The 22,196-nt window shown below is 63.4% G+C and carries 24 protein-coding genes; 12 read left to right on the plus strand and 12 right to left on the minus strand.

The features are described from left to right. Positions 1-24 precede the first annotated feature (24 nt). The 6 genes from K3163_RS09935 to K3163_RS09960 all read right to left on the minus strand — a co-directional run bounded on the left by K3163_RS09935 (position 25) and on the right by K3163_RS09960 (position 8,701). A complete protein-coding gene (locus tag K3163_RS09935; RefSeq protein WP_221554110.1) occupies positions 25-681 on the minus strand; it encodes a retropepsin-like aspartic protease family protein in 657 nt (218 codons plus the stop codon). 40 nt (positions 682-721) lie between these two features. After that, entirely contained in the window at positions 722-1,720 is a 999-nt protein-coding gene (gene egtD / locus K3163_RS09940) for an L-histidine N(alpha)-methyltransferase (RefSeq protein ID WP_221554111.1), read from the minus strand. After that, on the minus strand, positions 1,717-2,973 hold the full coding sequence (gene egtB / locus K3163_RS09945) for an ergothioneine biosynthesis protein EgtB (protein WP_221554112.1): 1,257 nt from the start codon (positions 2,971-2,973) through the stop codon (positions 1,717-1,719). The genes egtD and egtB overlap by 4 nt, the downstream gene beginning before the upstream one ends. 122 nt (positions 2,974-3,095) lie before the next feature. Beyond that, positions 3,096-4,097 carry a GGDEF domain-containing protein gene (locus tag K3163_RS09950; RefSeq protein WP_221554113.1) on the minus strand — a complete coding sequence of 334 codons (1,002 nt, stop codon included), beginning with the start codon at positions 4,095-4,097 and terminating at the stop codon, positions 3,096-3,098. A gap of 178 nt (positions 4,098-4,275) precedes the next feature. Beyond that, complete coding sequence (locus tag K3163_RS09955; protein ID WP_221554114.1) at positions 4,276-5,649, minus strand: class II 3-deoxy-7-phosphoheptulonate synthase; 1,374 nt, start codon at positions 5,647-5,649, stop codon at positions 4,276-4,278. A gap of 121 nt (positions 5,650-5,770) precedes the next feature. Continuing rightward, positions 5,771-8,701: a M16 family metallopeptidase gene (locus K3163_RS09960; RefSeq protein ID WP_221554115.1), complete on the minus strand. Its 2,931-nt coding sequence runs from the start codon at positions 8,699-8,701 to the stop codon at positions 5,771-5,773. Between the two features lie 112 nt (positions 8,702-8,813). On the opposite strand from K3163_RS09960, the gene K3163_RS09965 reads away from it, so the two are divergent. From K3163_RS09965 to K3163_RS09995, 7 genes are all read left to right on the plus strand, one after another. Then, on the plus strand, positions 8,814-9,395 hold the full coding sequence (locus tag K3163_RS09965; RefSeq protein ID WP_221428047.1) for a NifU family protein: 582 nt from the start codon (positions 8,814-8,816) through the stop codon (positions 9,393-9,395). A gap of 30 nt (positions 9,396-9,425) precedes the next feature. After that, complete coding sequence (locus tag K3163_RS09970) at positions 9,426-10,034, plus strand: malonic semialdehyde reductase (RefSeq protein WP_221428046.1); 609 nt, start codon at positions 9,426-9,428, stop codon at positions 10,032-10,034. A 37-nt stretch (positions 10,035-10,071) separates the two neighbouring features. Further along, positions 10,072-10,686: a tRNA (adenosine(37)-N6)-threonylcarbamoyltransferase complex dimerization subunit type 1 TsaB gene (gene tsaB / locus K3163_RS09975; protein ID WP_221554116.1), complete on the plus strand. Its 615-nt coding sequence runs from the start codon at positions 10,072-10,074 to the stop codon at positions 10,684-10,686. Then, the gene (gene rimI, locus K3163_RS09980; protein WP_247712650.1) at positions 10,683-11,138 is read left to right on the plus strand and encodes a ribosomal protein S18-alanine N-acetyltransferase; all 456 of its coding nucleotides are present in this window, start codon (positions 10,683-10,685) and stop codon (positions 11,136-11,138) included. Before tsaB ends, rimI begins: the two co-directional genes overlap by 4 nt. 117 nt (positions 11,139-11,255) lie before the next feature. Continuing rightward, on the plus strand, positions 11,256-11,693 hold the full coding sequence (locus K3163_RS09985; RefSeq protein WP_221428044.1) for a Ros/MucR family transcriptional regulator: 438 nt from the start codon (positions 11,256-11,258) through the stop codon (positions 11,691-11,693). A 75-nt stretch (positions 11,694-11,768) separates the two neighbouring features. Further along, on the plus strand, positions 11,769-12,191 hold the full coding sequence (locus tag K3163_RS09990) for a Fur family transcriptional regulator (RefSeq protein WP_221428043.1): 423 nt from the start codon (positions 11,769-11,771) through the stop codon (positions 12,189-12,191). Next, positions 12,163-13,065, plus strand: coding sequence for a lysophospholipid acyltransferase family protein (locus K3163_RS09995; RefSeq protein WP_221554117.1), 903 nt, complete (start codon positions 12,163-12,165; stop codon positions 13,063-13,065). Before K3163_RS09990 ends, K3163_RS09995 begins: the two co-directional genes overlap by 29 nt. On the opposite strand, the gene K3163_RS10000 is transcribed toward K3163_RS09995, so the two are convergent. The 4 genes from K3163_RS10000 to K3163_RS10015 form a co-directional block, all read right to left on the minus strand. After that, positions 13,062-13,946 (minus strand): LysR substrate-binding domain-containing protein, encoded by an 885-nt coding sequence (locus K3163_RS10000; protein ID WP_221428041.1) that lies wholly within the window; start codon positions 13,944-13,946, stop codon positions 13,062-13,064. The two genes, K3163_RS09995 and K3163_RS10000, sit on opposite strands and share 4 nt — an antisense overlap. A 76-nt stretch (positions 13,947-14,022) precedes the next feature. Next, positions 14,023-14,940 carry a hemolysin family protein gene (locus K3163_RS10005; RefSeq protein WP_221554118.1) on the minus strand — a complete coding sequence of 306 codons (918 nt, stop codon included), beginning with the start codon at positions 14,938-14,940 and terminating at the stop codon, positions 14,023-14,025. A 17-nt stretch (positions 14,941-14,957) separates the two neighbouring features. Next, complete coding sequence (gene ybeY, locus K3163_RS10010) at positions 14,958-15,449, minus strand: rRNA maturation RNase YbeY (protein WP_221554119.1); 492 nt, start codon at positions 15,447-15,449, stop codon at positions 14,958-14,960. Positions 15,450-15,666: 217 nt separating this feature from the next. Next, positions 15,667-16,698 carry a PhoH family protein gene (locus K3163_RS10015; RefSeq protein WP_221554120.1) on the minus strand — a complete coding sequence of 344 codons (1,032 nt, stop codon included), beginning with the start codon at positions 16,696-16,698 and terminating at the stop codon, positions 15,667-15,669. Positions 16,699-16,851: 153 nt separating this feature from the next. Here K3163_RS10015 and K3163_RS10020 point away from each other — a divergent pair, with 153 nt between their 5' ends. After that, positions 16,852-17,430, plus strand: a complete 579-nt coding sequence (locus K3163_RS10020) for a hypothetical protein (protein ID WP_221554121.1) — start codon at positions 16,852-16,854, stop codon at positions 17,428-17,430. On the opposite strand, the gene miaB is transcribed toward K3163_RS10020, so the two are convergent. Together miaB and K3163_RS10030 are read right to left on the minus strand one after the other, a co-directional pair. Next, positions 17,431-18,774: a tRNA (N6-isopentenyl adenosine(37)-C2)-methylthiotransferase MiaB gene (miaB, locus tag K3163_RS10025; protein WP_221554122.1), complete on the minus strand. Its 1,344-nt coding sequence runs from the start codon at positions 18,772-18,774 to the stop codon at positions 17,431-17,433. A gap of 91 nt (positions 18,775-18,865) precedes the next feature. Next, the gene (locus tag K3163_RS10030) at positions 18,866-19,327 is read right to left on the minus strand and encodes a peptidylprolyl isomerase (RefSeq protein ID WP_221428035.1); all 462 of its coding nucleotides are present in this window, start codon (positions 19,325-19,327) and stop codon (positions 18,866-18,868) included. A 102-nt stretch (positions 19,328-19,429) separates the two neighbouring features. On the opposite strand from K3163_RS10030, the gene mgtE reads away from it, so the two are divergent. From mgtE to K3163_RS10050, 4 genes are all read left to right on the plus strand, one after another. After that, complete coding sequence (mgtE, locus tag K3163_RS10035) at positions 19,430-20,875, plus strand: magnesium transporter (RefSeq protein ID WP_221554123.1); 1,446 nt, start codon at positions 19,430-19,432, stop codon at positions 20,873-20,875. Between the two features lie 41 nt (positions 20,876-20,916). Continuing rightward, entirely contained in the window at positions 20,917-21,306 is a 390-nt protein-coding gene (locus K3163_RS10040) for a DUF1489 family protein (RefSeq protein WP_221554124.1), read from the plus strand. A gap of 96 nt (positions 21,307-21,402) precedes the next feature. Next, positions 21,403-21,795 carry a hypothetical protein gene (locus tag K3163_RS10045; protein ID WP_221554125.1) on the plus strand — a complete coding sequence of 131 codons (393 nt, stop codon included), beginning with the start codon at positions 21,403-21,405 and terminating at the stop codon, positions 21,793-21,795. 86 nt (positions 21,796-21,881) lie between these two features. Further along, entirely contained in the window at positions 21,882-22,127 is a 246-nt protein-coding gene (locus K3163_RS10050; RefSeq protein ID WP_221428031.1) for a hypothetical protein, read from the plus strand. The last annotated feature ends 69 nt before the right edge of the window (positions 22,128-22,196 follow it).

Here is a 22,196-nt window from a genome sequence, read left to right on the forward strand (position 1 = left end):
GGCTCCTACGCGTCCGTCAAACGATCACTCGGCAGCCGGCAAGCCGGGATTGAGGATGAGTTCGCCATTCTCCACTCGCCAGCCGTCGAGCCGCGAGAGGAAATTCATGCCCAGCACATTGGTGCGGCCGAGGTTCGGCGCGATGACTGCATCGATGCCGCGCGCCTCGATATTGCCTAGGCGCAAGCTCTCGACCGTGGTGAGGTCCGCCGTCACCGTGCCGTTTGCGGTGCTGATCCTGACGGGTAGCCCGCCCGTGCGAGGCTCCAGCCCTGCTGCGCTTGCCGCATCCGCGGAGAAAGCGGTCAATGTGGCGCCCGTATCGACGAGGAATCGCATGGGCGTCCCGTTGACATCCGCCTTGAGCCAGAAATGGCCATCTGGGGACATGGGGATCACTGTCTCGCCGCCTTCGATGCGCTGTTCGGGCATGCCGATCTCGGTGAAGGCGTCCAACCTCGGATCAAAACGGGCGACCTGCACCAGCACGGCGAGCAGAATGCCTACCAGCGCGAGCGTGCTGAGAGTGCGGATGAGCCGGCCGCCTGCCACCTTGTTGCGCAGCATCAGGGCGCCGATCCAGCCCAGGAACAGGGCGGCAATGGTGCCGATCAGCAGGCCGGACCGCGGAACGGTCTGCGCGATTTCCATCAGGCTCGTGAGGACGGGCTCGAAGTCCATGACGACGATATAGGTATGCCTACCCTGCCCGTCGATGAACTTATGGCGCCTCGCGCTTCTCGGTCGCCTCGGCGAGGATCAGAGAGAAGCGACCCTTGCTGTCGGTCCAGCGCTCGCGCGGGGTCCAGCCGCCGGCGAGAAGCAAGGTATTCGCGCTCCTGCGGGTGAACTTGTGGCTGTTTTCCGTGTGGATCGTCTCGCCCGCCTTCATGGCGAACTCGCGCCCTGACACGGAGAAGGCGATGTCGCGGGTCGCCACCAGGTGCATTTCGATCCGGGCGAATTCGTCGTTCCAGACGGCCTGGTGCTCGAGGGCATCGATAGGGATGGTGCCATCCAGCTCGCGATTGATGCGGCGGGCGAGGTTCAGATTGAACTCGGCCGTCACCCCGCGCGCGTCGTCATATGCGGCTTCCAGAACCTCGCGGTCCTTTACGAGGTCCATGCCGATGAGGAGCAACGGCGCCTCACCGTGGTCCGCGCCCAGTGTCGCACGCATCGAGCGCAGCAGGTCGACAGCCGTCCTTGCAACCATGTTCCCGATCGTCGAACCGGGGAAGAACCCCAGCTTTTCCATGCCAGCGACCTCATCGGGCAGAGCGACTTCGCGCATGAAGTCCGCTTCCACCGGATGCACCGCCAGCCCCGGAAACTTCTCGGAAAGGGCGGCTGCGGATTCGCGCAGGAAATCGCCCGAGATATCGAGCGGCACATAGGCACCCGGCTCGATCGCCCTCAACAGGAGCGGTGTCTTGACCGAACTGCCCGAGCCGAACTCGACCACCGCCCTGCCCGCGCCGATCAGCGCTGCGAACTCCTCGCCCCGGCCTTTCAGGATCTCGGTCTCGGCACGCGTCGGATAATATTCCTCGAGGTCGGTAATATCCTCGAACAATTGCGAGCCTGCATCGTCATAGAGCCAGCGCGCCGGAACGGCTTTCTGGCGCTGGCTCAGGCCTGCGAGCACATCTCCGCGAAAGGCGCGGTCCACCCCGTCGTCGTCGCGGTCGACGAGTGCCAATCCGTTTGTTTTCGTCATATGTCCTTTGCCAGTCTCACGCCGGTGAATTGCCAGCGCTGGTGCGGATAGAAGAAATTGCGATAGCTGGGGCGCGAGTGCCCTCTCGCGGTCGCGCAGCTTGCGCCCTTGAGGACGAACTGCCCGCTCATGAACTTACCGTTGTATTCGCCGACTGCGCCCTCTGCCGGTTCAAAGCGCGGATAAGGCAGGTAGGCCGAGCGGGTGAACTGCCAGCAATCGCCGAACAGGCCTTCGCTGCCCACCGGAAGCGGTGGTTCCGCCCGGTCGAGCTGGTTGCCGACCGCCGCATCATGGGCAGGCGCTTCGCCTTCCTGACCGCGCGCGATGGCTTCCCATTCGAACTCGGTGGGCAAGCGATACCCGGTCCATGTGGCAAATGCGTCGGCCTCGAAATAGGAGATGTGCGTAACCGGTGCCTCCGGATCGCGCGCCTGCCAGCCACAATGGGTAAAATGCTCGCCCTCGCGCCAATAGGAGGGCGCTGAAATGCCGTTCTGGTTCACCCAGGCCCAGCCGTCCGACAGCCAGATTGCGGGGTTGCGATATCCGCCATCAGCGATGAACTCGTCCCACTCGCGATTGGTCACAAGCCGCGAAGACAGCGCAAACGGCTCGAGCAGCACACGGTGCGCCGGGCCTTCATTGTCGAAGGCGAACCCGCTCTCCTGATGACCGACCAAGGCGATCCCGCCCGGGTGGCTATGCCAGCCGTCCTCCTGCTTTTGAGCAGGCGGTGGGGTCGCATCCCACATCGCGGAGCCGAGGGGGTTCTGGAACAGAGCATGCTTGATATCGGTCAGCAGCAGTTCCTGATGCTGCTGCTCATGTGCAAGTCCGAGCTCGATCAGAGGCCGAAGGTCCTCGCGCCCGAGCAAAGGCTGCATCGCCTCGTCGACATGCGCTCGCCATTCGAGGATCTCGCCAAGAGTGGGCCGCGAGAGCATCCCGCGGGAGAAGCGCGCGATCCTCTCTCCCTCGGCTTCGTAATAGGAGTTGAAGACGTAGGGCCAGTCATCGTTGTAGAGCGCATAACCGGCCTTGTGGTCGCGCAGGAGGAAGGTCTCCCAGAACCACGTTACATGCGCGAGGTGCCATTTTGCAGGCGATGCGTCTTCCATCGACTGGAGCGTGGCGTCAGCCTCGCTCAAGGGGCCGACCAGGGCCTCGCTCAAAGAGCGCACTTGCCGATAGGTCCCGGCAATATCGCCGCGAGCGCTAGGTTGAGAATGGCTAGTCTGGGTGCGGGGCATGGCCCGGCTCTCCCCTTGCCGGCTGCCAGAATCGAGCAACCGCCGAGCACCATGGCGCATTTCCGTGACGGTTTAAAGGGTGCCGGGTTTCTACGAAATCCGGATTACTTTGAAGGCCTTAGTCAGGCAGCCTTTGTCACGCGGTTGCGGCCTGCGCGCTTGGCCTCGTAGAGCGCCGCATCCGCGCGCGCGAACAGCATGAGCGAGGCGTCGCCCGGCTCGAGCTCCGCATGACCCGCGCTTATCGTGATCGATGGAATGGACGCGCTGTGGGTACCTGCCTCCACTGCCCAGCGCAGCCTTTCGGCAACCCTGAACGCTACATCGGCCGCACAGCCCGGCATGATCCAGATGAATTCCTCTCCGCCGACGCGGCCCACGAGATCCAATTCTCGCGCCTGGCGCGCGGCGATTTCGCCCAACGTCCTGATGACCTTGTCACCGGTCAGATGGCCATGTCCGTCGTTGACCGCCTTGAAGTGATCGATATCGAATACGACGACCGAAAGCGGATAGCCGCATTTTCGCGCCTCGACCACCGCGCGATCGAGGAAGGCCATTGCCGACCTACGGTTGGCCAGCCCCGTGAGTTCGTCGGTGTTGGCCTGCTGCTGTGCGCGAGCCGCCCGTTCCAGCGCCTCGTCACGGTCTCGCTTGAGCGAGTAATCTCCGGTCACATCGCGCACCACCATGAAGACCTGTTCGCGCACGCCCTCGGGCGAGAAGAGATTGCGCGCCCTCGCCCGCAGGATGCGCGAATTGCCGTTTCGATCGACCACTTCAAATTCGATAGCGAATGCTTCGTGGTCGTGCTTGTGTGCCATCAGCGTTGTCTCGATCTGCGCCAGCCCGTCGGGCAGGATACGCTCGAGAATCTCCTCACGCGGAGCCGTACCGGCAGGCAGGCTTGCCAAGTGGCACATTTCCTCGGACCAGAGATGGCGGCGCGGGTCTAGTTCGATGCACCACCTGCCATAGCCTGCCAGTCCCTCGGCGGTTTCCAGCATGTCGACGTTCTGGGCGAGGTGGCGCACATCGCGCCGCAGTTTCCCTGCTAGCTGGCGCGAACGCAGCCCATGGATCGCCACCAAGGCGAATGCGAGGGCGAACAGGAGGCCACTCACACCGGGACGGGGACTGAGGTACGCCAGTCCCGCGAGCACGATGGCCAGCGGCCAAGCTGGTATCGGGAGGGATCGCTCCGATCGCGGTTCGACGTTTTGCACAATGGCCTCCTGCTCATCAGGAGGATTGCGCAGAAATGGTCGAAGGAAGGCTCTACGCCCACCTAGGCGCTTGCACCTAGGCGGCGTTCGCCTGCGCCTGCGAATGCTCGGCGTTGAGGGTCTCTGCGATCAGGAACGCCAGTTCGAGCGATTGCGCCGCATTGAGGCGCGGGTCGCAATGCGTGTGATAGCGGTCCTTGAGCGCTTCGTCGGTAATCGCCACGGCACCGCCGACGCATTCGGTCACGTCCTGTCCGGTCATCTCGATGTGGATGCCGCCCGGATGGGTGCCCTCGGCGCGGTGCACGGCGAAGAAGCCCTTCACCTCGCTGAGGATGCGGTCGAACGGCCGTGTCTTGTAGCCGCTGTCCGACTTGATGACGTTGCCATGCATCGGATCGCAGCTCCACACGACCGGATGCCCTTCCGCCTTCACCGCGCGAACAAGGCGCGGCAGGCCGTCTTCGACCTTGTCGTGGCCGAAGCGACTGATGAGCGTGATCCGACCCGGCTCGCGGGCAGGATTCAGCGTGTCGAGCAGCTTGAGCAGCGCGTCGGTCTCGAGGCTGGGTCCGCATTTCATGCCCAGCGGATTGCCAATGCCGCGCGCGAATTCGACATGCGCGCTGCCTTCAAAGCGGGTGCGGTCTCCGATCCAGACCATGTGCGCGCTGGTGTCGTACCAGTCGCCGGTCAGGCTGTCGCGGCGGGTCAGCGCCTGCTCGTAGGGGAGCAGCAGCGCCTCGTGGCTGGTGTAAAAGCTGGTGCCCTGCAACTGCGGCACGGTCGCCGGGTCGATCCCGCAGGCTTCCATGAAGTCCAGCGACTCGCCGATGCGATCGGCGGTCTCGGCGAACTTTTCCGCCCAGGGGCTGCGGCCCATGAAGTCGAGCGTCCACTGGTGAACCTGGCGAAGGTTTGCGTATCCGCCGCCTGCGAAGGCGCGCAGCAGGTTCAGCGTGGCCGAGGCCTGGAAATAGGCGCGAACCATGCGCTGTGGGTCGTTGGTACGCGTCGCGGCGTCGAACTCGATGCCGTTGACGTTATCACCGAAGTAGCTCGGCAGCGTCACATCGCCCTGCGTTTCCGTGTCGGAGCTGCGCGGCTTGGCAAACTGGCCTGCCATGCGGCCCACCTTCACCACCGGCTGCTTACTGGCAAAGGTCATGACGACCGCCATCTGAAGCAGCACGCGGAAAGTGTCGCGGATGTTGTTCGGATGGAATTCGGCAAAGCTCTCCGCGCAATCGCCGCCCTGGAGCAGGAAGGCCTTGCCGGCCGCAACTTCCGCGAGATCGGCCTTCAGCGCACGCGCCTCGCCTGCGAAAACGAGCGGCGGATGGCTGGCAAGCGCCTGCGTCGCCTCGTTGAGGGCCTCGGCGCTTTCATAGCGCGGCAGGTGCTTCGCTTCGAAATCCTGCCAGCTATCGGGTGCCCATTCGCGTGCCATTATCCATCCATCCGGTACTAAATTCGGTATTGCTTACGAGGCTCATGCCAAGCCCACACAGGCTTTTCGCGCAAGCAGCATAAACTTGGCCAGCACAAAAGCCCGATTGCCGTGATCGCTCCTAGCGACCGCTTTGCGCTGCCCCCGAAGGCACACGGGTAGCGAGTTCCTGACCCTCCGGCAGCACCGCCATGCGCCAAGCGCCGTCGGCAAGATAGCGCTGCGCAAGCTCGAGCATGCGCTCGGGCGAAGGATTGACGTAATCCTGCAGGAACCCGCGAAGCGCGCGCATCCGGCGCGGATCGGTGGTCGAACCCTCGAGCTCGGTCATGAAGAAGTAATTCCCGCTCGAAAGACGCTCGTAATAATTGCGCAGCGGCTCTGCAGCGCGGGCCAGCTCCTCCGCAGTAGGCGGCGTCTCGGCCAGTTCGCGCGCGATGCGGTCGGCTTCTGCGAAGAACACCGGCACATCTTTGGGCTGGAGCTGGGCAAGTCCGACGATCGAGCCGCCGCTTTCAACGTCGGTCGGCCAGTCGAGACGGACCGATGGAGAGTAGCTTGCACCAGAGCGCTCGCGCATGGAATCGAGCAGGCGGTTGCTAATCACCTCGGTAAGGATCGCCAGCTGGCGCGATTCGCGGATGCCGCCGCGCCCGGCACCGGCAGGCCAAGCGATCACTGCGGCAGCCTGGTTCGCCTCTCCCTTGTGGAAGCGCACCACGGTCTCGCCCGCATCGCCCAGTTCATAGGCACGCGCAGCGACTTCGGCAGGGATCGGCTTGCGGTCGGGCAATGCGCCGAACGTCTTGCTGAGCACTTCGACGGCCTGTTCCTTGTCGTAGTCACCGAAGATCAGGACCTCGACCGGGCCTTGCTCAAGGATCGGTTCCCAGACCTCGCGGTAACCCTCGATGTCCGCCGCAGCGAGCATGTCCGGCGTCGCGGTACGGAAGACTTCGAGCTCGTCGTAGAGGAAGTAGTTGAGGTCGCGCGACAGGACACCGCCCGGCGTTGCCGCATAGCTTTCGTAGGCGAGCTGGGCAGCTGCCTTGGAGCGCAGCACCGGATTGGCATCCCAGCGCGGCATGCCGAGCTTGGCAGCGAAGAGATAGAGCTGGTCGGCAAGATCCTGGCGCCGGGTCTGGGCCGAGAAGCTGAAAGTGCCATCACCGATCGCAAAATCGAGGCCGAGCTTGCGCCCAGTGCGGATGCGGTCGAGCTCTTCCTGTCCCAGTTCGCCAAGCCCGGTCGAGAACATCGAGGACTGGCCGAGCTGGATATAGGCCGCGTCTTCGGGATCGAAGGCGAGATAGCCAGCCCCGAAGCGAACTTTCACCAGCGTGCGGCCCGGCTCGAAGCTGTTGGCCTGAAGCAGCGCGGTAACGCCATTGTCGAAAACGATGCGCTCGACATCGCCGATCCCGTGCGGGCCGCGACTGACGATCTGGCCCGGCTCGCCGATTGCCGGCAGGTCGTCGAACGAGATCGTCTGCGCTGCGAGGCGAGCGTTTGCTGCTGCATCGACCCGCTCGAGCAGCGCCGTGCGCAGGACGTTCTCGTCACCGTCGGCCGCGTTTGGCGTCACATAGGTCGCGCGGATCACCGGACCGCTGAACAAGTCTCGCGTGGTCTCAAGAACTGATTCTGGCGTCGCTTTGTCGCGCATCGAGTTGAAGACCATCAGGAAGGTCTCGGGCGCGGCAATCGCCTCGCGGATGTCGACCGCATTGACGAGATCGTCGGCAAAGTTCGCAGCCGGAAGCACCGAACGCTGTTCGACGTAATTGGCGTAGCCGACTTCCATTTCGTCGAGCTCGCGCTCCATTTCCTCACGCGTGGGAGGATTGGCGAGTGCATCGGCGATGACGGCTCGCACGTCAGCAAGCGCAGCCTGCCAGTCGTCGGTGAGCGGTGCGAACTGCACCAGCGTTGCATGGGTGGACCGGCTGAACTTGTCTTCGCTCGCCTGTGCATAGAGGTAGCTTCCGCCAGCGCGCGCCCGCGCTTCGAGACGACGGTTGATCAGCAGCAGAGCCAGCTGCTCTTCAAGGCGACCTTCATTGTAGATGATCGTGTCGTTCACCTGCCGCCAGGGACGGAAATATCCATAGGTGAAGCTGCGCGGCAGCGTCGGCTCGACGATGACAGCCACATCGCCTACCGGGTTCGCCGGATCGGCCCCCTGAGGCGCCACCGGATCGCCGAAATCGGGCGCGTCCACTGACGGGCCCTTGCCTTCCCAGCCGTCGAAGTACTTCTCGACCATCGCGGCCAGCAAGTTGGGGTCGAGATCGCCGACCACCGAGATCACGGTGTTTTCCGGGCGATACCAGCGATCGTAAAAGGCTTCGACCGACGTGCCATTGGCTGCGCGCAGCGTGTCCTCGGTGCCGATGGTGATGCGTTCTGCCATGCGCTGGCCGGCGAACAGGGTCTGGAGGTTTGCCTCCGAAACACGCTCTGAAACGCCACCACGCTCACGCTTCTCGGCGAGCACGATGGGGACTTCGGCGCGCACATTGGCATCGCTCAGCACGGGGCCACGGACCATGCCCGAGATCAGCATCATGCTTTCCTCGAACTTCGCAGGGTCCACATTCGGCAGGTCGAGCTTGTAGACGGTGTGGGTCGGGCTCGTCTCGGCATTGGTGTCGCTGCCGAAGGTCGCGCCCAGCTTCTGCCAGCGCGGAATGGCTTCCGCCGGCCCGAGGTACTGGCTTTCACGGAACAGCAGGTGTTCGAGCAAATGGGCAAAGCCCAGCTCGCTATCTTCTTCGTGGAGCGATCCAGCATCGATACGAACACGGATCGAGACCTGTCCGGGCGGCACGCCGTTCTCGCGCACGCCGTAACGCAGGCCATTGTCGAGCTTGCCGAAGACCCATTCCTCGTCGCGCGGAACATCGCTGTTCTCGTAGATCCAAGGAACTTCGTCCTCGGCCTGCACGCTTGCGGGTGCCGGATAGTCCTGCGCCGGCAGCGTCTGCGGGACGAGCAGCAGTGCGGGAAGGAAGAGCGCGAGACGCCGTGCGGCGCGCGAAAAGTCGGTCATGACAGGCATATAGGCGAGCCCCAAGTGAAGCGCCAGTGAATGAAAGAGATGCTTCGCCGCTGCGGGCCAAGAATGGCTTGTCCTCCAAGGGCCCCGCTCCTACATCGCGGCCATGTTCATCGAGACCGAAACGACCCCGAACCCCGCCAGCCTCAAGTTCTTGCCGGGCCGCCCGGTGATGGGACAGGGAACGCGCGAATTCGCATCGCCCGAAGCTGCCGAGGCGAGCCCGCTCGCGCAGGCCATTTTCGACACCGGCGAGGTCGTGAACGTGTTCTTCGGCGGCGACTTCGTGACGGTGACCGCTGCACCCGGCGTCAGCTGGAGCGATCTCAAGCCGCAGGTGCTTTCGATCCTGCTCGATCACTTCGTTTCCGAGGCCCCGCTCTTCGCTCCCGGCAGCGCCGGCGGCATTGCCGTCCCGCCCGAAGACGAGGAACTGCTCGTTGAAGAGCGCGAGGAAGATGCCGACATCGTCGCCCAGATCAACGAATTGCTGGAAACGCGCGTGCGCCCCGCCGTCGCGGGCGATGGCGGCGATATCCAGTACCGCGGCTTCAAGGACGGCATCGTCTACCTCCAGATGCAGGGCGCCTGCTCGGGCTGCCCCTCCTCCACCGCCACGCTCAAGCACGGCATCGAGGGGCTGCTGAAACATTACGTGCCCGAGGTCGTTGAAGTCCGCGCAGCCTGATTTTCGTCTGCGCCAGAACCAAGGATTTCCATGACCAAGCAGTTCCACGACAACACGCTCTCGGCAGACGCTCTCGATCAGATTTTCCGCGAGGCGCGCAGCTACAATGGCTGGCATGACAAGGAAGTCAGCGACGAGCAGATCCACCAGATCCACGAGCTGCTGAAAATGGGCCCGACCTCGGCCAACATGCAGCCCGGTCGCTTCGTCTGGTGCAAGTCGCAGGAATCGCGTGACAAGCTTGCCGAGATGGCATCCGAGGGCAATCAGGAGAAGATAAAGACTGCTCCCGTGGTCGTGATCATCGGCTACGATATCGACTTCCATGAAGAGCTCCCGTGGCTCTTCCCGCACACCGACGCGAAGAGCTGGTTCGAGGGTGACGAGGAAGGTCGCAAGGAAGGCGCGGCGCGCAATTCAGCGCTGCAGGGCGCCTACCTCATGCTCGCAGCCCGCTCGATCGGTCTTGATTGCGGCCCGATGTCGGGCGTCGACCTCGACAAGATCACCGATCATTTCTTCGCCGACAGCCCGCGGCACCGTGCCGACTGGGTCTGCGCGATCGGCTACGGCGACAAGACGACGATCTTCGACCGTAGCCCGCGGCCCGATTTCGACAAGTTCAATTCGATCGTCTGACTTGCAGGCCGCGCCCGGCTGAGGCAGGGCGCGGACCATGCGAACACTCGCGATAGAAACGGCCACCGAGGCCTGTTCCGTTGCCCTCTTCGAAGACGGCGCGCTCGTCGATGCGCGCCATGTCGAGCTTGGCCGTGGCCATGCCGAGAGGCTCGTCCCGATGATCGGCGAACTGCCTGGTAAGGGCCGCGCCGATCACATCCGTGTCTCGCTTGGCCCGGGAAGCTTTACCGGCGTCAGGATCGGGCTGGCGGCAGCACGCGCGCTGGGCCTCGCCTGGGGCGCCGAGGTCCGGGGCTTTCCCACGCTGGCGCTGGTCGCTGCGACCGCTCGCCAGAAAAAGCCCGGCCCTCTCGGCATTTGCATGAACGGCGGCCACGGCGAGTGGTTCGTCCAGGAATTCGATGAAGGTGGGTTGCCTGCCACAGAGCTCGCTTCGCTTGTCCCGGCCGAAGCCGTTGGCGTGATCCGGTCACCTGCAGTTGCAGGCAACCGCGCTGATGCATTCGCCGAGGAAGCTGGCCGAGAGGTCGAAAGCATCAGCCTCCTGCCCGATGCGCGCTTCGCTCTCTTGGTCCCCGAGCAATTGCTGCTCACGGACCTTTCTCCGATCTATGGCCGCGCACCCGACGCGAAGGCGCCCGGCCGATGACCGATCTCGACAAGCTGATGGAGGTGATGGAGGAGGCTTTCGACCCCCACTTCCGCGAAGCTTGGACGCGCCGGCAAGTCGAAGATTCGCTCCTGACCCCGTCGACATACATGTTGCTCGCCAATGAGGACGGCGGTCCCTGCAGTGATGGCGAATCCGCGGTCGGCTTTGTTCTTGCCCGGCAGGCGGCAGATGAAATCGAACTCCTGCTTATTGCCATCCGTCCCGACTTCCGTGGACGCGGGCTCGGCCGCAAGCTCCTCGAGCGTTTCATTGCCAGCGCCGCTGAACGCGATGCGGCCAAAGTGTTTCTTGAAATGCGGGCGAACAATCCGGCGGAGAATTTCTACCGCAATGCTGGATTCGAGCAGATCGGTATTCGGCACGAATACTATCGCACCGTCCTCGGGACCCCGATCGACGCGCTCACATTCGCCAAATCGCTGCCCTGACAGGCTGTATTTCCGCCTCAAGTTGTAAGCACGCGACAATGATGGCGGATTTTTACAATTTCCAGTAGACAGCGGTAAAAACGAAGCATACGGCCACTATAGATGGGGAGTATGCAGATGGATGAATTTGAAGTCGACATGTCGGAAACGTTGATTACGCTAACCTCGGATATCGTCGCAGCACACGTATCGAATAACAGCGTGGCAGTTGATGATGTTCCTGCCCTTATTTCGAACGTGTATTCGGCACTTTCGGGCCTCGGAACCGGCGGTGCAGCCGAAGAAATCCGCCCTGATCCGGCAGTTTCGGTCCGCGCTTCGGTCAAGAAGGATCACATCATTTGCCTCGACTGCGGCAAGAAGATGAAGATGCTCAAGCGCCACCTGTCGACCGAACACGACATGACACCTGACGAGTATCGCCAGCGCTGGGATCTTGCCGCCGATTACCCGATGGTCGCACCCGATTACGCCGATACGCGCCGCGACCTGGCCAAGAAGATCGGCCTCGGCCGCAAGCCCGGACAGAAGCGCGGTCGCAAGAAGGCTGCATAAAGCCTTTCGGTTCGCCTTGAGATAGACGCCCCGGCCCGATAAGGGTGCGGGGCGTTATTCATTCAGGAAGTCGAATTGCACCAGCGTATCGATCTCGAGCAACTCTGCGCCGACAAGGGCTTGCGCATCACCGAACAGCGTCGCGTCATCGCGAAAGTGCTGTCCGAAAGCGATGACCACCCCGATGTCGAAATGCTTCACGAACGCGCCAACAAGATCGACCCGGGCATTTCGATCGCCACGGTCTATCGTACCGTGCGCTTGTTCGAAGAGGCCGGCATCCTTGACCGGCACGACTTCGGCGACGGCCGTGCGCGCTACGAAGCGGCGCCCGAAGCGCATCACGATCACCTGATCGACGTCGAAACCGGCAAGGTCGTCGAATTCGTCGACCCCGAGCTCGAGGCGCTGCAGAAGCAGATTGCCGAAAAGCTGGGCTATCGCCTCGTCGACCACCGCATGGAACTTTATGGCGTCCGGCTCGACCGCGAAAGCTGAGCGCAAGCTAGCCCGCTATACCGAGAAGCGACTGGCCGCCGCGCGCGGCGAGAACGTTCCGCTGACCATCTTCGGCTGGATTCGCTTCATCCTGCGGACCATCGGCATCATCGCGTTGCTGATGGTTTTCGTGCCGCTCCATTACATCTACCGCATCTTTGCCTACGGCTCGCCCTTCCCGATGCTGTTCCTGCGCTACACGGCGCGAGTTGCCGGAGCCAAGGTCGAAGTCGTCGGAACACCGTTGAAGCGCGACGTCTTCTTCATCGCCAATCATGTCTCATGGTTCGACATCCTCGCGATGGCGGGAGCGAGCGGTACGGCCTTCGTCGCCAAGTGGGAATTGAGCCAGGTGCCGGTCATCGGCTGGCTCTGCCGCCTCAATCGCACCGTCTTCGTCAAGCGCGAGCACCGCATGGGTGTTGCCGAGCAGATAAACGCGCTGAAGGATGCCCTGCAGGACAACTGGTCGGTCACGGTCTTTCCCGAAGGGACGGTGACGGACGGTCATTCGCTGCTGCCGTTCAAGTCATCGATGATCTCGGTGCTCGAGCCGCCACCACCCGGTGTCCTCGTCCAGCCGGCCGTCGTCGATTACGGCGTGCACTCGGAAGAGATCGCATGGGTCGGCGAGGAAAGCGGGCTGCACAATGCGATGCGCGTCATGGCGCGCTCGGGCACGTTCAGGCTGCGGATCCATTATCTCGAGCCCTTCAGTCCCGAGGACCACCACGGGCGCAAGGCGATTGCAGCCAAGGCGCGGGAAGAGATCGAGGAACGGCTCGTGGCGAACCTCGGTAAGCCGCTGCGCGACTACCAGCACGTTGTCGATGCAGTGAGGTACAAGCCGCCCGAAGGGATCGGCTACGACTAGAGTCCGGCGTTGACCAGCCAGTCGTGGAAGAGCCGCACCGGGCGTTCTTCCAGCGCTGTCGGCTTGCACACGAACCAGTAGCTGTAGGGGCTCTCCACCTCGACACCGAAGAGATCGGTAAGGCGCGAATCCGCTGCGCGCTTGAGGTGGTCGTCATGCATGATCGCGATACCGAGGCCTTGCGCTGCGGCTTCCAGCATGAGCTGGCCGGAATCGTACTGGTCGATCGCTGTCGGCTCGAGATCGTGCATATCGAGCTCGTCCTTCCACGCGCGGAAGCTCTCAGGCAGCTCGTTGTGGATCAGGAAGGTCTGCTTGGCGAGAACCTCCTGGTCGGGCTTGTCGCCCAGCTTCGCGGCCAGTTCCTTGCTCGCGATCGCGTGCACCATGTTGAAATCGAGCCGGACCGCGTGGAGCCCGCTCGCAGGACCGCGCGACAGGATGATCGCCGCATCGAGGGTATCGCCCACGCGATCCTCGAGATGCGGGCCGGTATCGATATCGATATGGAGCAGCGGATGGCGTGCACGCAGCTCGGCAAGGCGCGGGAACAGGCGCTGGCTTCCGAAGAGCGGGAGGACGCCGAGATGGAGGCGCAGGACGGAAAGGTTTTCCGACTGGCTCTCCACCGCCCTCGCCAGCGCCTCGAGCTGCGGATTGACCGCCTCGTAGAATGCATGGCCATCGTCGGTCAGCGACATTGCCTGGCGCGCGCGCGTGAAGAGCTTCTTGCCGACGAAATCTTCGAGATTGCCGATGCGGCGGGACAGTGCCGAGGGGCTGAGACCGAGTTCGTCCGCTGCAGCGCGCGCCGAGCCCAGGCGCACGGTGCGGACAAAGGCTTCTAGGGCGCGGAGCGGAGGTAGGCGACGGACTGCCATTTCGAAATCCGCCTATTGCCCCGGACGCGCACTGTCGAGTGGCATTCGGAAAGTTTGTGCAATTCCACGCAAGTGATCAGCCTTCGCCGTCTGCCGATTTGGGCTCGTGCAGCCGAAGCCGCGTAACATGAGTTTCATCACCATCGGTGATTTCTATCCGCCAGCCGCTCGGATGTTCCACGACCGCTCCTACCGGCGGGACCTGTTCGGCCAGCACGAAGGCAAGACCGCCCAGCGTGTCGACCGATTCCTCGACCTCCGCGAGGCGCGGGTCGATGCGTTCGGCGACATCGTCCAGCTCGGCGCGGGCGTCGCAGTCCCACATGCCTTCACCGATCGAAGCGATCCATTCCTCGGGCGCGTCGTCGTGCTCGTCCTCGATCTCCCCGACGATCTCTTCCACCAGGTCCTCGATGGTGATGATGCCATCGGTGCCGGAGAATTCGTCGAGCACGATCGCGAGGTGCATCCGGTGCGAACGCATATCCGCCAGCACATCGAGCGCGTTGCGCGTTTGCGGCACGTAGAGCGGCTGTCGCATCAGCACCGTCCAGTCGGGCGGCGGCGTCTTCTTTTCCGCGAGGAACGGGAAGATGTCCTTGATGTGGATCATGCCGATCACATCGTCGAGCTGGCCGCGATAGACCGGCATGCGCGAATGGCCATGCTCGGAAAAGGTCGCGACAACCTCGTCCCAGCTGGCATCGGCATTGACCGCGATGATTTCGCCGCGCGGCACGGCGACATCGTCGGCATCGTGCTCGCTGAAGTGCAGGAGGTTGCGGAGCATCTGACGCTCGACGCCCGAAAGATCGCCCTTGGCGGTGTCCTCGGTGTCTTCGCTGCCGTTCTCGCCCTCGTGCTCGTCGATAGCTTCTTCCAGCTGCGCGCGCAGTGAGCGCTCGCCGCTTTCGGGGTCGAACAATTTGCGGATTGCGGGCCAAAGCCCGCTGCTACTCTCCGCGTCTCCGGCGGGGGGTGAAGAATTGGCCATGGGCCGGTTGCGTACTCCTATTTGTCGCGATCCCCATATGGGTCCGCGATACCCAGTTTTGCAAGCGCTTCGATCTCGAGTTTTTCCATCGCCGCTGCCTGCTCGTCTGAATCGACGTGGTCATGGCCTGCAAGATGCAGGAATCCGTGAACGAGAAGGTGCGTCGTGTGATCCGCAAGGCTGATGCCTTTCTCGCCCGCCTCGCGCTCACAGGTCCCGAATGCGAGCGCGATATCGCCCAGCATTTCGGGTGGCCCGTCCTCGCCCAGTTCTAGCAGGTCCTCACGCTCGAGCATGGGGAATGAAAGCACATTGGTCGGCTTGTCCTTGCCGCGCCATTCCTTGTTGAGTTCGTGCACCTGCTCGTCCGACGTGAACAATACGCTGGTCGTCAGGCGCGGGTGTGCAAGCGCAGGCTCGACCAGCGCGATAGCCTCATGGGCCTTTTGCGAAAGGAACTCCCAGTCCTCGGCATCAGGCCATCCATCGATTTCGATATCGAGGTCCATCAGTTGAAGCTTTCACGCATCCAAGCAATTCTCTGGCGCGCTTCTGTTTCAGCGGTCAACGCAGAGTCGTATATTCCGAGGTCCAAGCCGTCGCCCCACTCACCCTCAACCGTCCGCCTGTTGAGATGAAAAGTGAAACGTCCATCCTTCCGTTGAAGGATCCGGACACACTCGGAGTCGTCAGGACTGTCAACGACCTTCACAACCTTCAAATCACTCAAGCTGCAGGCCCCTCGTAGGCCTCCACGATACGCCCGACGATCGGGTGGCGCACGACGTCCGCGGCAGTGAAGCGGATGGTGCCGAAACCCTCGACGCCTTCCAGCTTCCCGACCGCATCGGCAAGGCCGCTCATGCCGTCACCACCGGGAATGTCGACCTGACGCGGGTCGCCGCAGATGACCATGCGGCTGTTCTGGCCGAAGCGGGTGAGGAACATCTTCATCTGCTCGCGCGTGGTGTTCTGCGCCTCGTCTAGGATGACGAAGGCGTCGGCCAGCGTGCGGCCGCGCATGAAGGCGATGGGCGCGATCTCGATCTCACCCGATGCCAGACGCCGCTCGACCTGTTCGGGCGGCATGCAGTCATAGAGCGCGTCATAGAGCGGGCGCAGGTAAGGATCGACCTTGTCTTTCATGTCGCCGGGAAGGAAGCCGAGCTTCTCGCCCGCCTCCACCGCCGGTCGGGAGAGGATCAGGCGCTGGACGCTGCCGTTAATCAGCTGGCTCACCGCCTGCGCCACGGCGAGGTAGGTCTTTCCGGTACCTGCCGGGCCCAGCGCGAAGATGATGTCGTCGCGCACGAGGCTACGCATGTAGGTCGCCTGCATGGCGCTGCGCGGAACGATGGTCTTCCGGCGCGTGCGGATCATGATCGGCGGGCCTTCGGGCTTGCCGTCCATGATGCCGTCGAGAGTCGGCTCGTTCGACATCGCGATCAGAGATTCGATCGCGCCCTGGTCGAGATCCTGCCCCATGGCGAGGCGGTCGTACATTTCGTTCAGAACATCGCGTGCGCGGGCGACGCTGTCTTCAGGGCCTTCGATATGGATCGCGTTGCCGCGGGCGGAGATGAACACTCCCAGCCGGTTTTCGACCTGCACTAGATTGGCATCGAACTGTCCGAAAAGCGCGCCGAGGAGGCTCTGGTTCTCGAATTCGAGGTCGATCTGGGCGCGGCGCACTTCGCGCTGCGGTGCTGGCGGTTTGGTCAGGACCGGGTCGGCCTGCCGTGCTGGTTTGCGAGCCATTTGCTCCTTTCGCGTATCTGCGAGTCGGAATCTACGCCTCCGGTCGGCAGGTGCAAGTCGGGCGCTGTCGTGACGGTGGAAAGTAACCGGCTTGTCATGCGTTTGAGGCGCGCTCACACTCCCGCTCCGACTCGCAGTACCGGGAGAATGCAGATGTTTCGTGTTGCCCTCGCCGCCGCTTCCTTCGTAGCCCTTGCCGCTTGTTCGTCGGGCAACGAGACCGCCGAAGCACCTGAGGTCGATGCTCCCGAGACCGAAGCGGCTGAAGTGTCGACGCCGACGCGCGAAGACGACATCCGGCACTTCCTGCTGCAGGAGTATCCGGAGGCCGGAAGCATGCGCTACGCGCTGGCATGGAGCGATCTTGACGGAGATGGCGCTGACGAGGCGATCGTATATCTCGCCGCTCCCTATTTCTGCGGTACGGGCGGGTGCCCGACGCTGGTTCTCACACCGGCCGGGCCGATGTGGCGCAAGGTCGGCGACATCAGCGTGTCGCGCACTCCGGTGACCGTATTGGAGAGCGGCACCAACGGCTGGAAGGACATTACCGTGGCCATCTCCGGCGGAGGCGGTGCGTCGGGCAATGCGCTGATGAAGTTCGACGGAGAGGCCTATCCGTCCAATCCCACGGTCGCTCCGGCGGAGATGACCGAGACGACGGGTGAGGTCTTGATTGCCGAGATGCCGGAATTCATCGACCTCGAGCCCGAGGTCGCCCCGGAAGGCTGATCAGGCCGCGACAGTCTCGCGCAGCTTGCCGGCCAGCGAGTTGGGGCCTGCCTCGACCAGTTCGGCCTGCACCAGGTCGCCGATCGCGGCATCGCCTTCGAACCATACGCTCTGCAACCAGGGCGACTTGCCGAGCCACTGACCCGGATGCTTGCCCTTGCGCTCCACGAGGACTTCGCATGTCCGTCCGACGCTTGCCTCGTTGAAAGCCAGCTGGTCGCGGTTGAGCGCGGCCTGGAGGCGCCGGAGGCGCTCATCCATCACTTCCTTCGCCACCTGACCGTCCATCGTGGCGGCGGGCGTACCGGGGCGCGGCGAATACTTGAAGCTGAATGCCTGCGCGTATTTCACCTCGTCGACCAGCGCGAGTGTCTCCTCGAACTCGGCGTCAGTTTCGCCGGGGAAGCCGACGATGAAGTCGCCCGACAGCGCAAGGTCGGGCCGCGCAGCACGGAAGCGGTCGAGCAGCTTGAGATAGCTCTCAGCCGTGTGGCTGCGGTTCATGGCCTTGAGGACACGGTCACTGCCCGCCTGCACCGGCAGGTGGAGGAAGGGCATGAGCTTGTCGATCTCGCCATGCGCGGCAATCAGATCGTCGTCCATGTCGGCGGGGTGGCTGGTGGTGTAGCGGATGCGTGCGAGGCCATCGACCTTCGCAAGGTCGCGGATCAAGCCTGCGAGGCCTACCGTGTGGCCCTTCTCGTCCTCGCCCGACCATGCCGAGACATTCTGCCCGAGCAGCGTGATTTCTTTCGCGCCCGCATCGACCAGTTTCTTCGCTTCGGTGACCAAGTCGCTGTAAGGACGACTGATTTCCGCGCCGCGCGTATAGGGCACAACGCAATAGGTGCAGAACTTGTCGCAGCCTTCCTGCACGGTGAGGAAGCTCGCCGGATTAGTGCGGCGGCGTTCGGGCAATGCGGCGAATTTGGCGATGGCGGGCATGTCGGTGTCGGTCGCCCGCTCGCCCTTCACCGCCTTGTCGAGCATTTCGGGCAGTCGGTGATAGGCCTGCGGACCGACGACCATGCTGACCGCAGGAGAGCGCTTCATGATCTCCTCGCCCTCGGCCTGCGCGACGCAGCCCGCGACTGCGATCAGCGGCGTCTTGCCCGCTTCCGCGCCCGCCTTGGAGATGCGGCCGATGTCCGAATAGACCTTCTCCGCCGCCTTCTCGCGGATGTGGCAGGTATTGAGCACGACGAGGTCGGCATCCTCGCCCTCGGGCGCAGGCACGATGCCCTGCTGGCCCAGCATCTCGGCCATGCGCTCGCCGTCATAGACGTTCATCTGGCAGCCGAAGCTCTTGACCCTGTAGGTCTTGGGGGAATTGGTCGGTTTCATGACAGGCGGGCGCACATAGCGAAAACGGTGGGTTCCTACAATGAGAAGGGCGGCACTTGGCCGCCCTTCCTTCAGTCTATGTTCGCGAGGCTTACGAAACAGTCGCCTTCACGATCTTGCCCGGGTTTGCCGGCGGCTCACCCTTGGGCAGCGCGTCGACGTGTTCCATGCCGCTCTCGACCTGGCCCCAGACGGTGTACTGGCCGTCGAGGAATTCGGCGTCGTCGAAGCAGATGAAGAATTGGCTGTTGGCGCTGTCGGGCACCTGGGTGCGGGCCATCGAGCAGGTGCCGCGGGTGTGCGGCTCACTGTTGAATTCGGCCTTGAGGTCGGGCTTGTCGCTGCCGCCCATGCCGGTGCCGGTCGGATCGCCACCCTGCGCCATGAAGCCGGGGATCACGCGGTGGAAGACGACGCCGTCGTAGAAGCCTTCGCCGGCAAGCGTGGTGATGCGCTCGACATGGCCCGGGGCAAGGTCGGGGCGCAGCTTGATGACTACGTCCTTGTTCTCGCCATCGCCGGTATCGAGGGTGAAGGTCAGCTTGTCGGCCATTGAAGTGTCTCCTGTAATTCGGTTGGCGCCTACATAGGCTTTCACAGCCTCATGTCACCCTCTGCTTGCTTTCTATGTCCTTGTGCCTAGAGGTTTCGCCCCATGGCGGAGGACGATCGCATCCCCGAGGACGACGTGATGCTGGCGGAAACGCCGGACGAAGGCGGTCGTCCGGACGATCGCATCGACGACGAACGCATGGACGAGGAGAACACGCTCAAGCGCGAGTTCGTCCGCTCGGTCGAAGACGCGCTGGATGCCGGTGAAACGGCGCAGGTCTACGACCTTGTCGAACCGCTCCACCCTGCCGACGTCGCCGACCTTCTCGAGCTGTTCGAAAAGGACGAGCGCCACCAGCTTGCCACGGCCATCACCGACCTGATGACCAGCGAAGTCGTTGCCGAACTCAACGACTACGTGCGCGAGGAGATGATGGAGGCGCTGCCCGCCGACGCGGTGGCGCAGATTGCCGAGCAGCTCGAGACCGATGACGCCGTCCAGCTGATCGAGGATTTGGACGAGGACGACCAGAAGGCCATCCTCGCCGAACTCGATCCGGAAGACCGCACCGCGATCGAGACCGCGCTCGCCTATCCGGAAGAGACCGCCGGACGCCTGATGAGCCGCGAGTTCGTGGCTGTCCCCGAACACATCACGGTCGGCGACCTGATCGACTTCCTGCGCGAGGAGCGCGACCTTCCGGGCGACTTCTTCGAGGTCTTCGTGATCGACCAGCGCATGCACCCGGTCGGCACCTGCCAGCTCTCGTGGGTCCTGCGCACGCCGCGCGAAGTGGCGCTGGGTGACGTGATGAAGCGCGACCAGACGCTGATCCCCGCGGAGCTCGACCAGGAAGAGGTCGCGCTGATGTTCCAGAAATACGGCCTGATCAGCGCCGCCGTAATTGACGATGACGGTCGCCTCGTGGGCCAGATGACGGTCGACGACATCGTCCACATCATCGCCGAAGAAGCGGGCGAGGACGCCCTGCTGATGTCGGGTGCCGGCGAAGGCGACATCAATGAGCCGATCCGCGAGGCATACTCCAGCCGCGTGCGCTGGCTGGTGGCGAACCTCGGCACGGCGCTGGTGGCATCGCTCATCATCGCGCTGTTCGGTTCTGCGATCGAGAAGCTGGTCGCTCTCGCCGTGCTCATGCCCATCGTCGCCAGCATCGGCGGCAATGCGGGGACGCAGACCATGGCCGTGACCGTGCGCGCCATCGCGATGAACCAGCTTACCAGCAGCAACACGCGGCGCATCCTTACCAAGGAACTGCGCGTGGCATTCCTCAACGGCCTTACCATCGCGATCCTGATCGGGGCGGCGACGGCCGTGATCTTCACGCCGCTGCTCGGCGCGGTGATCGCGCTGGCGATGGTGATCAACGTGGTGACGGCGGGACTTGCAGGTGTGCTTGTGCCCGTGGCCTTCGACCGGTTGGACCAAGACCCCGCAGTGGCTTCCAGCGTCTTCGTGACCATGATCACCGATTCGATGGGCTTCTTCGCCTTCCTCGGCCTTGCCGTGGCGATGCAGGTCGTCTGAAGGGGTTGAGGACCCCGACCGATTGCCTAGATTAAGCGCCCATGCCGCTTCACCTGACCAAGATCGCCTTCGGCGCGCAGTCGTATAACGATATCGAAAGCTGGTATGCGCAGCGGCGCAGCCCCAACCTGACGACGCGCTATCGCCCCACCAAGTGGGAACAGTGCATCGGCGGCTCGCTCTACTGGATCCACCAGCACGCCATCGTTGCGCGCAGCGAGATCCTCGGCTTCAGCGAGACCAAGACCGGGCGCTGGTCGATCGACCTCAAGCCCGAACTGATCCGCGTCCATCCCCGCCCCAAGCGCGCACACCAGGGCTGGCGCTACCTCAAGGGCGAACCGCCGCGCGATCTCGCACCGGGTGAGGACATCGGCGATGCCCTGCCCGGCAAGCTCGCCGGAAAGCTGGAACGGCTCGGCCTGATCTGACGCGGATTCGCGCTCTTCCGCCATTCGTGTAGGTTGTCGCACCGCAGCCGCCCGACTTCTCCGAGGTCCCGAGTGGCTAGCCGGAGGAGAGACGGCATGGGACATGCGAAGACCTGTTTGAAAGCAAGCGTGATGGCAGCAGCGGCACTGGTCGCTAGCGCGCCCGGAATTCTATCCGCCCAGTCCACCATCGGGGCCCGCTCGGGGACCGGCACCCATTTCCATCTCATGCAGCTGTCGGTCAAAAGCGGAGAGGTTCCGCTCCAGCGATTCCGCGAAGAGACCCAGACGATCCGCGATTGCGGCGATGCCCGCGAGGTGGGCGAGGCGCTTGGCGCGGACATCCGCAAGAACCGCTGGGTGCCCGCGTGGAAGATACCCAAGCCGGTCAAGGCCGTACTCGAAGAGGTCGAAACGGGCCACGCCACCGGCGTCTTCAGCAACGAGCCCGGGATCATGCGCGTGATCGTGATCTGCCACCGGCTCTAGCCGCTGGCCCGGACGGGCCTCGCGTGCGACGAATTGCGGATCGTTATCAGCGACTTGGGCGTTGATTGGGCAAAGGAGATATTCTCATGCCCGAACGCCAATCCATGCACCCCGATAACGAACTTATCGACGAACTCACCGAATACGACACGCCCTCGCAGCAGAGTTCGTCTGGCGGCGAAGTGAACCGCCAGGTCGGCTCGCGCGGAGAGCTGAACCGCGCCTTCGATCCCGACAATCGCGAGCCGGAAACGGGCTCCGACAATCCCGCGCAGGACGCGATGAAGGGCGAGAAGACCCTTCAGGCAATGCAGGACAGCCGCTCGAACTAAGCGCGCCTGACCAATTCACAGCGAGCGACGCCCCGCCGGTTTGTGCCGGTGGGGCGTTTGTCTTGGCCC

The sequence above is a fragment of the Qipengyuania xiapuensis genome (assembly GCF_019711395.1).
In the GTDB taxonomy this organism is placed as follows: Bacteria; Pseudomonadota; Alphaproteobacteria; order Sphingomonadales; family Sphingomonadaceae; genus Qipengyuania; species Qipengyuania xiapuensis.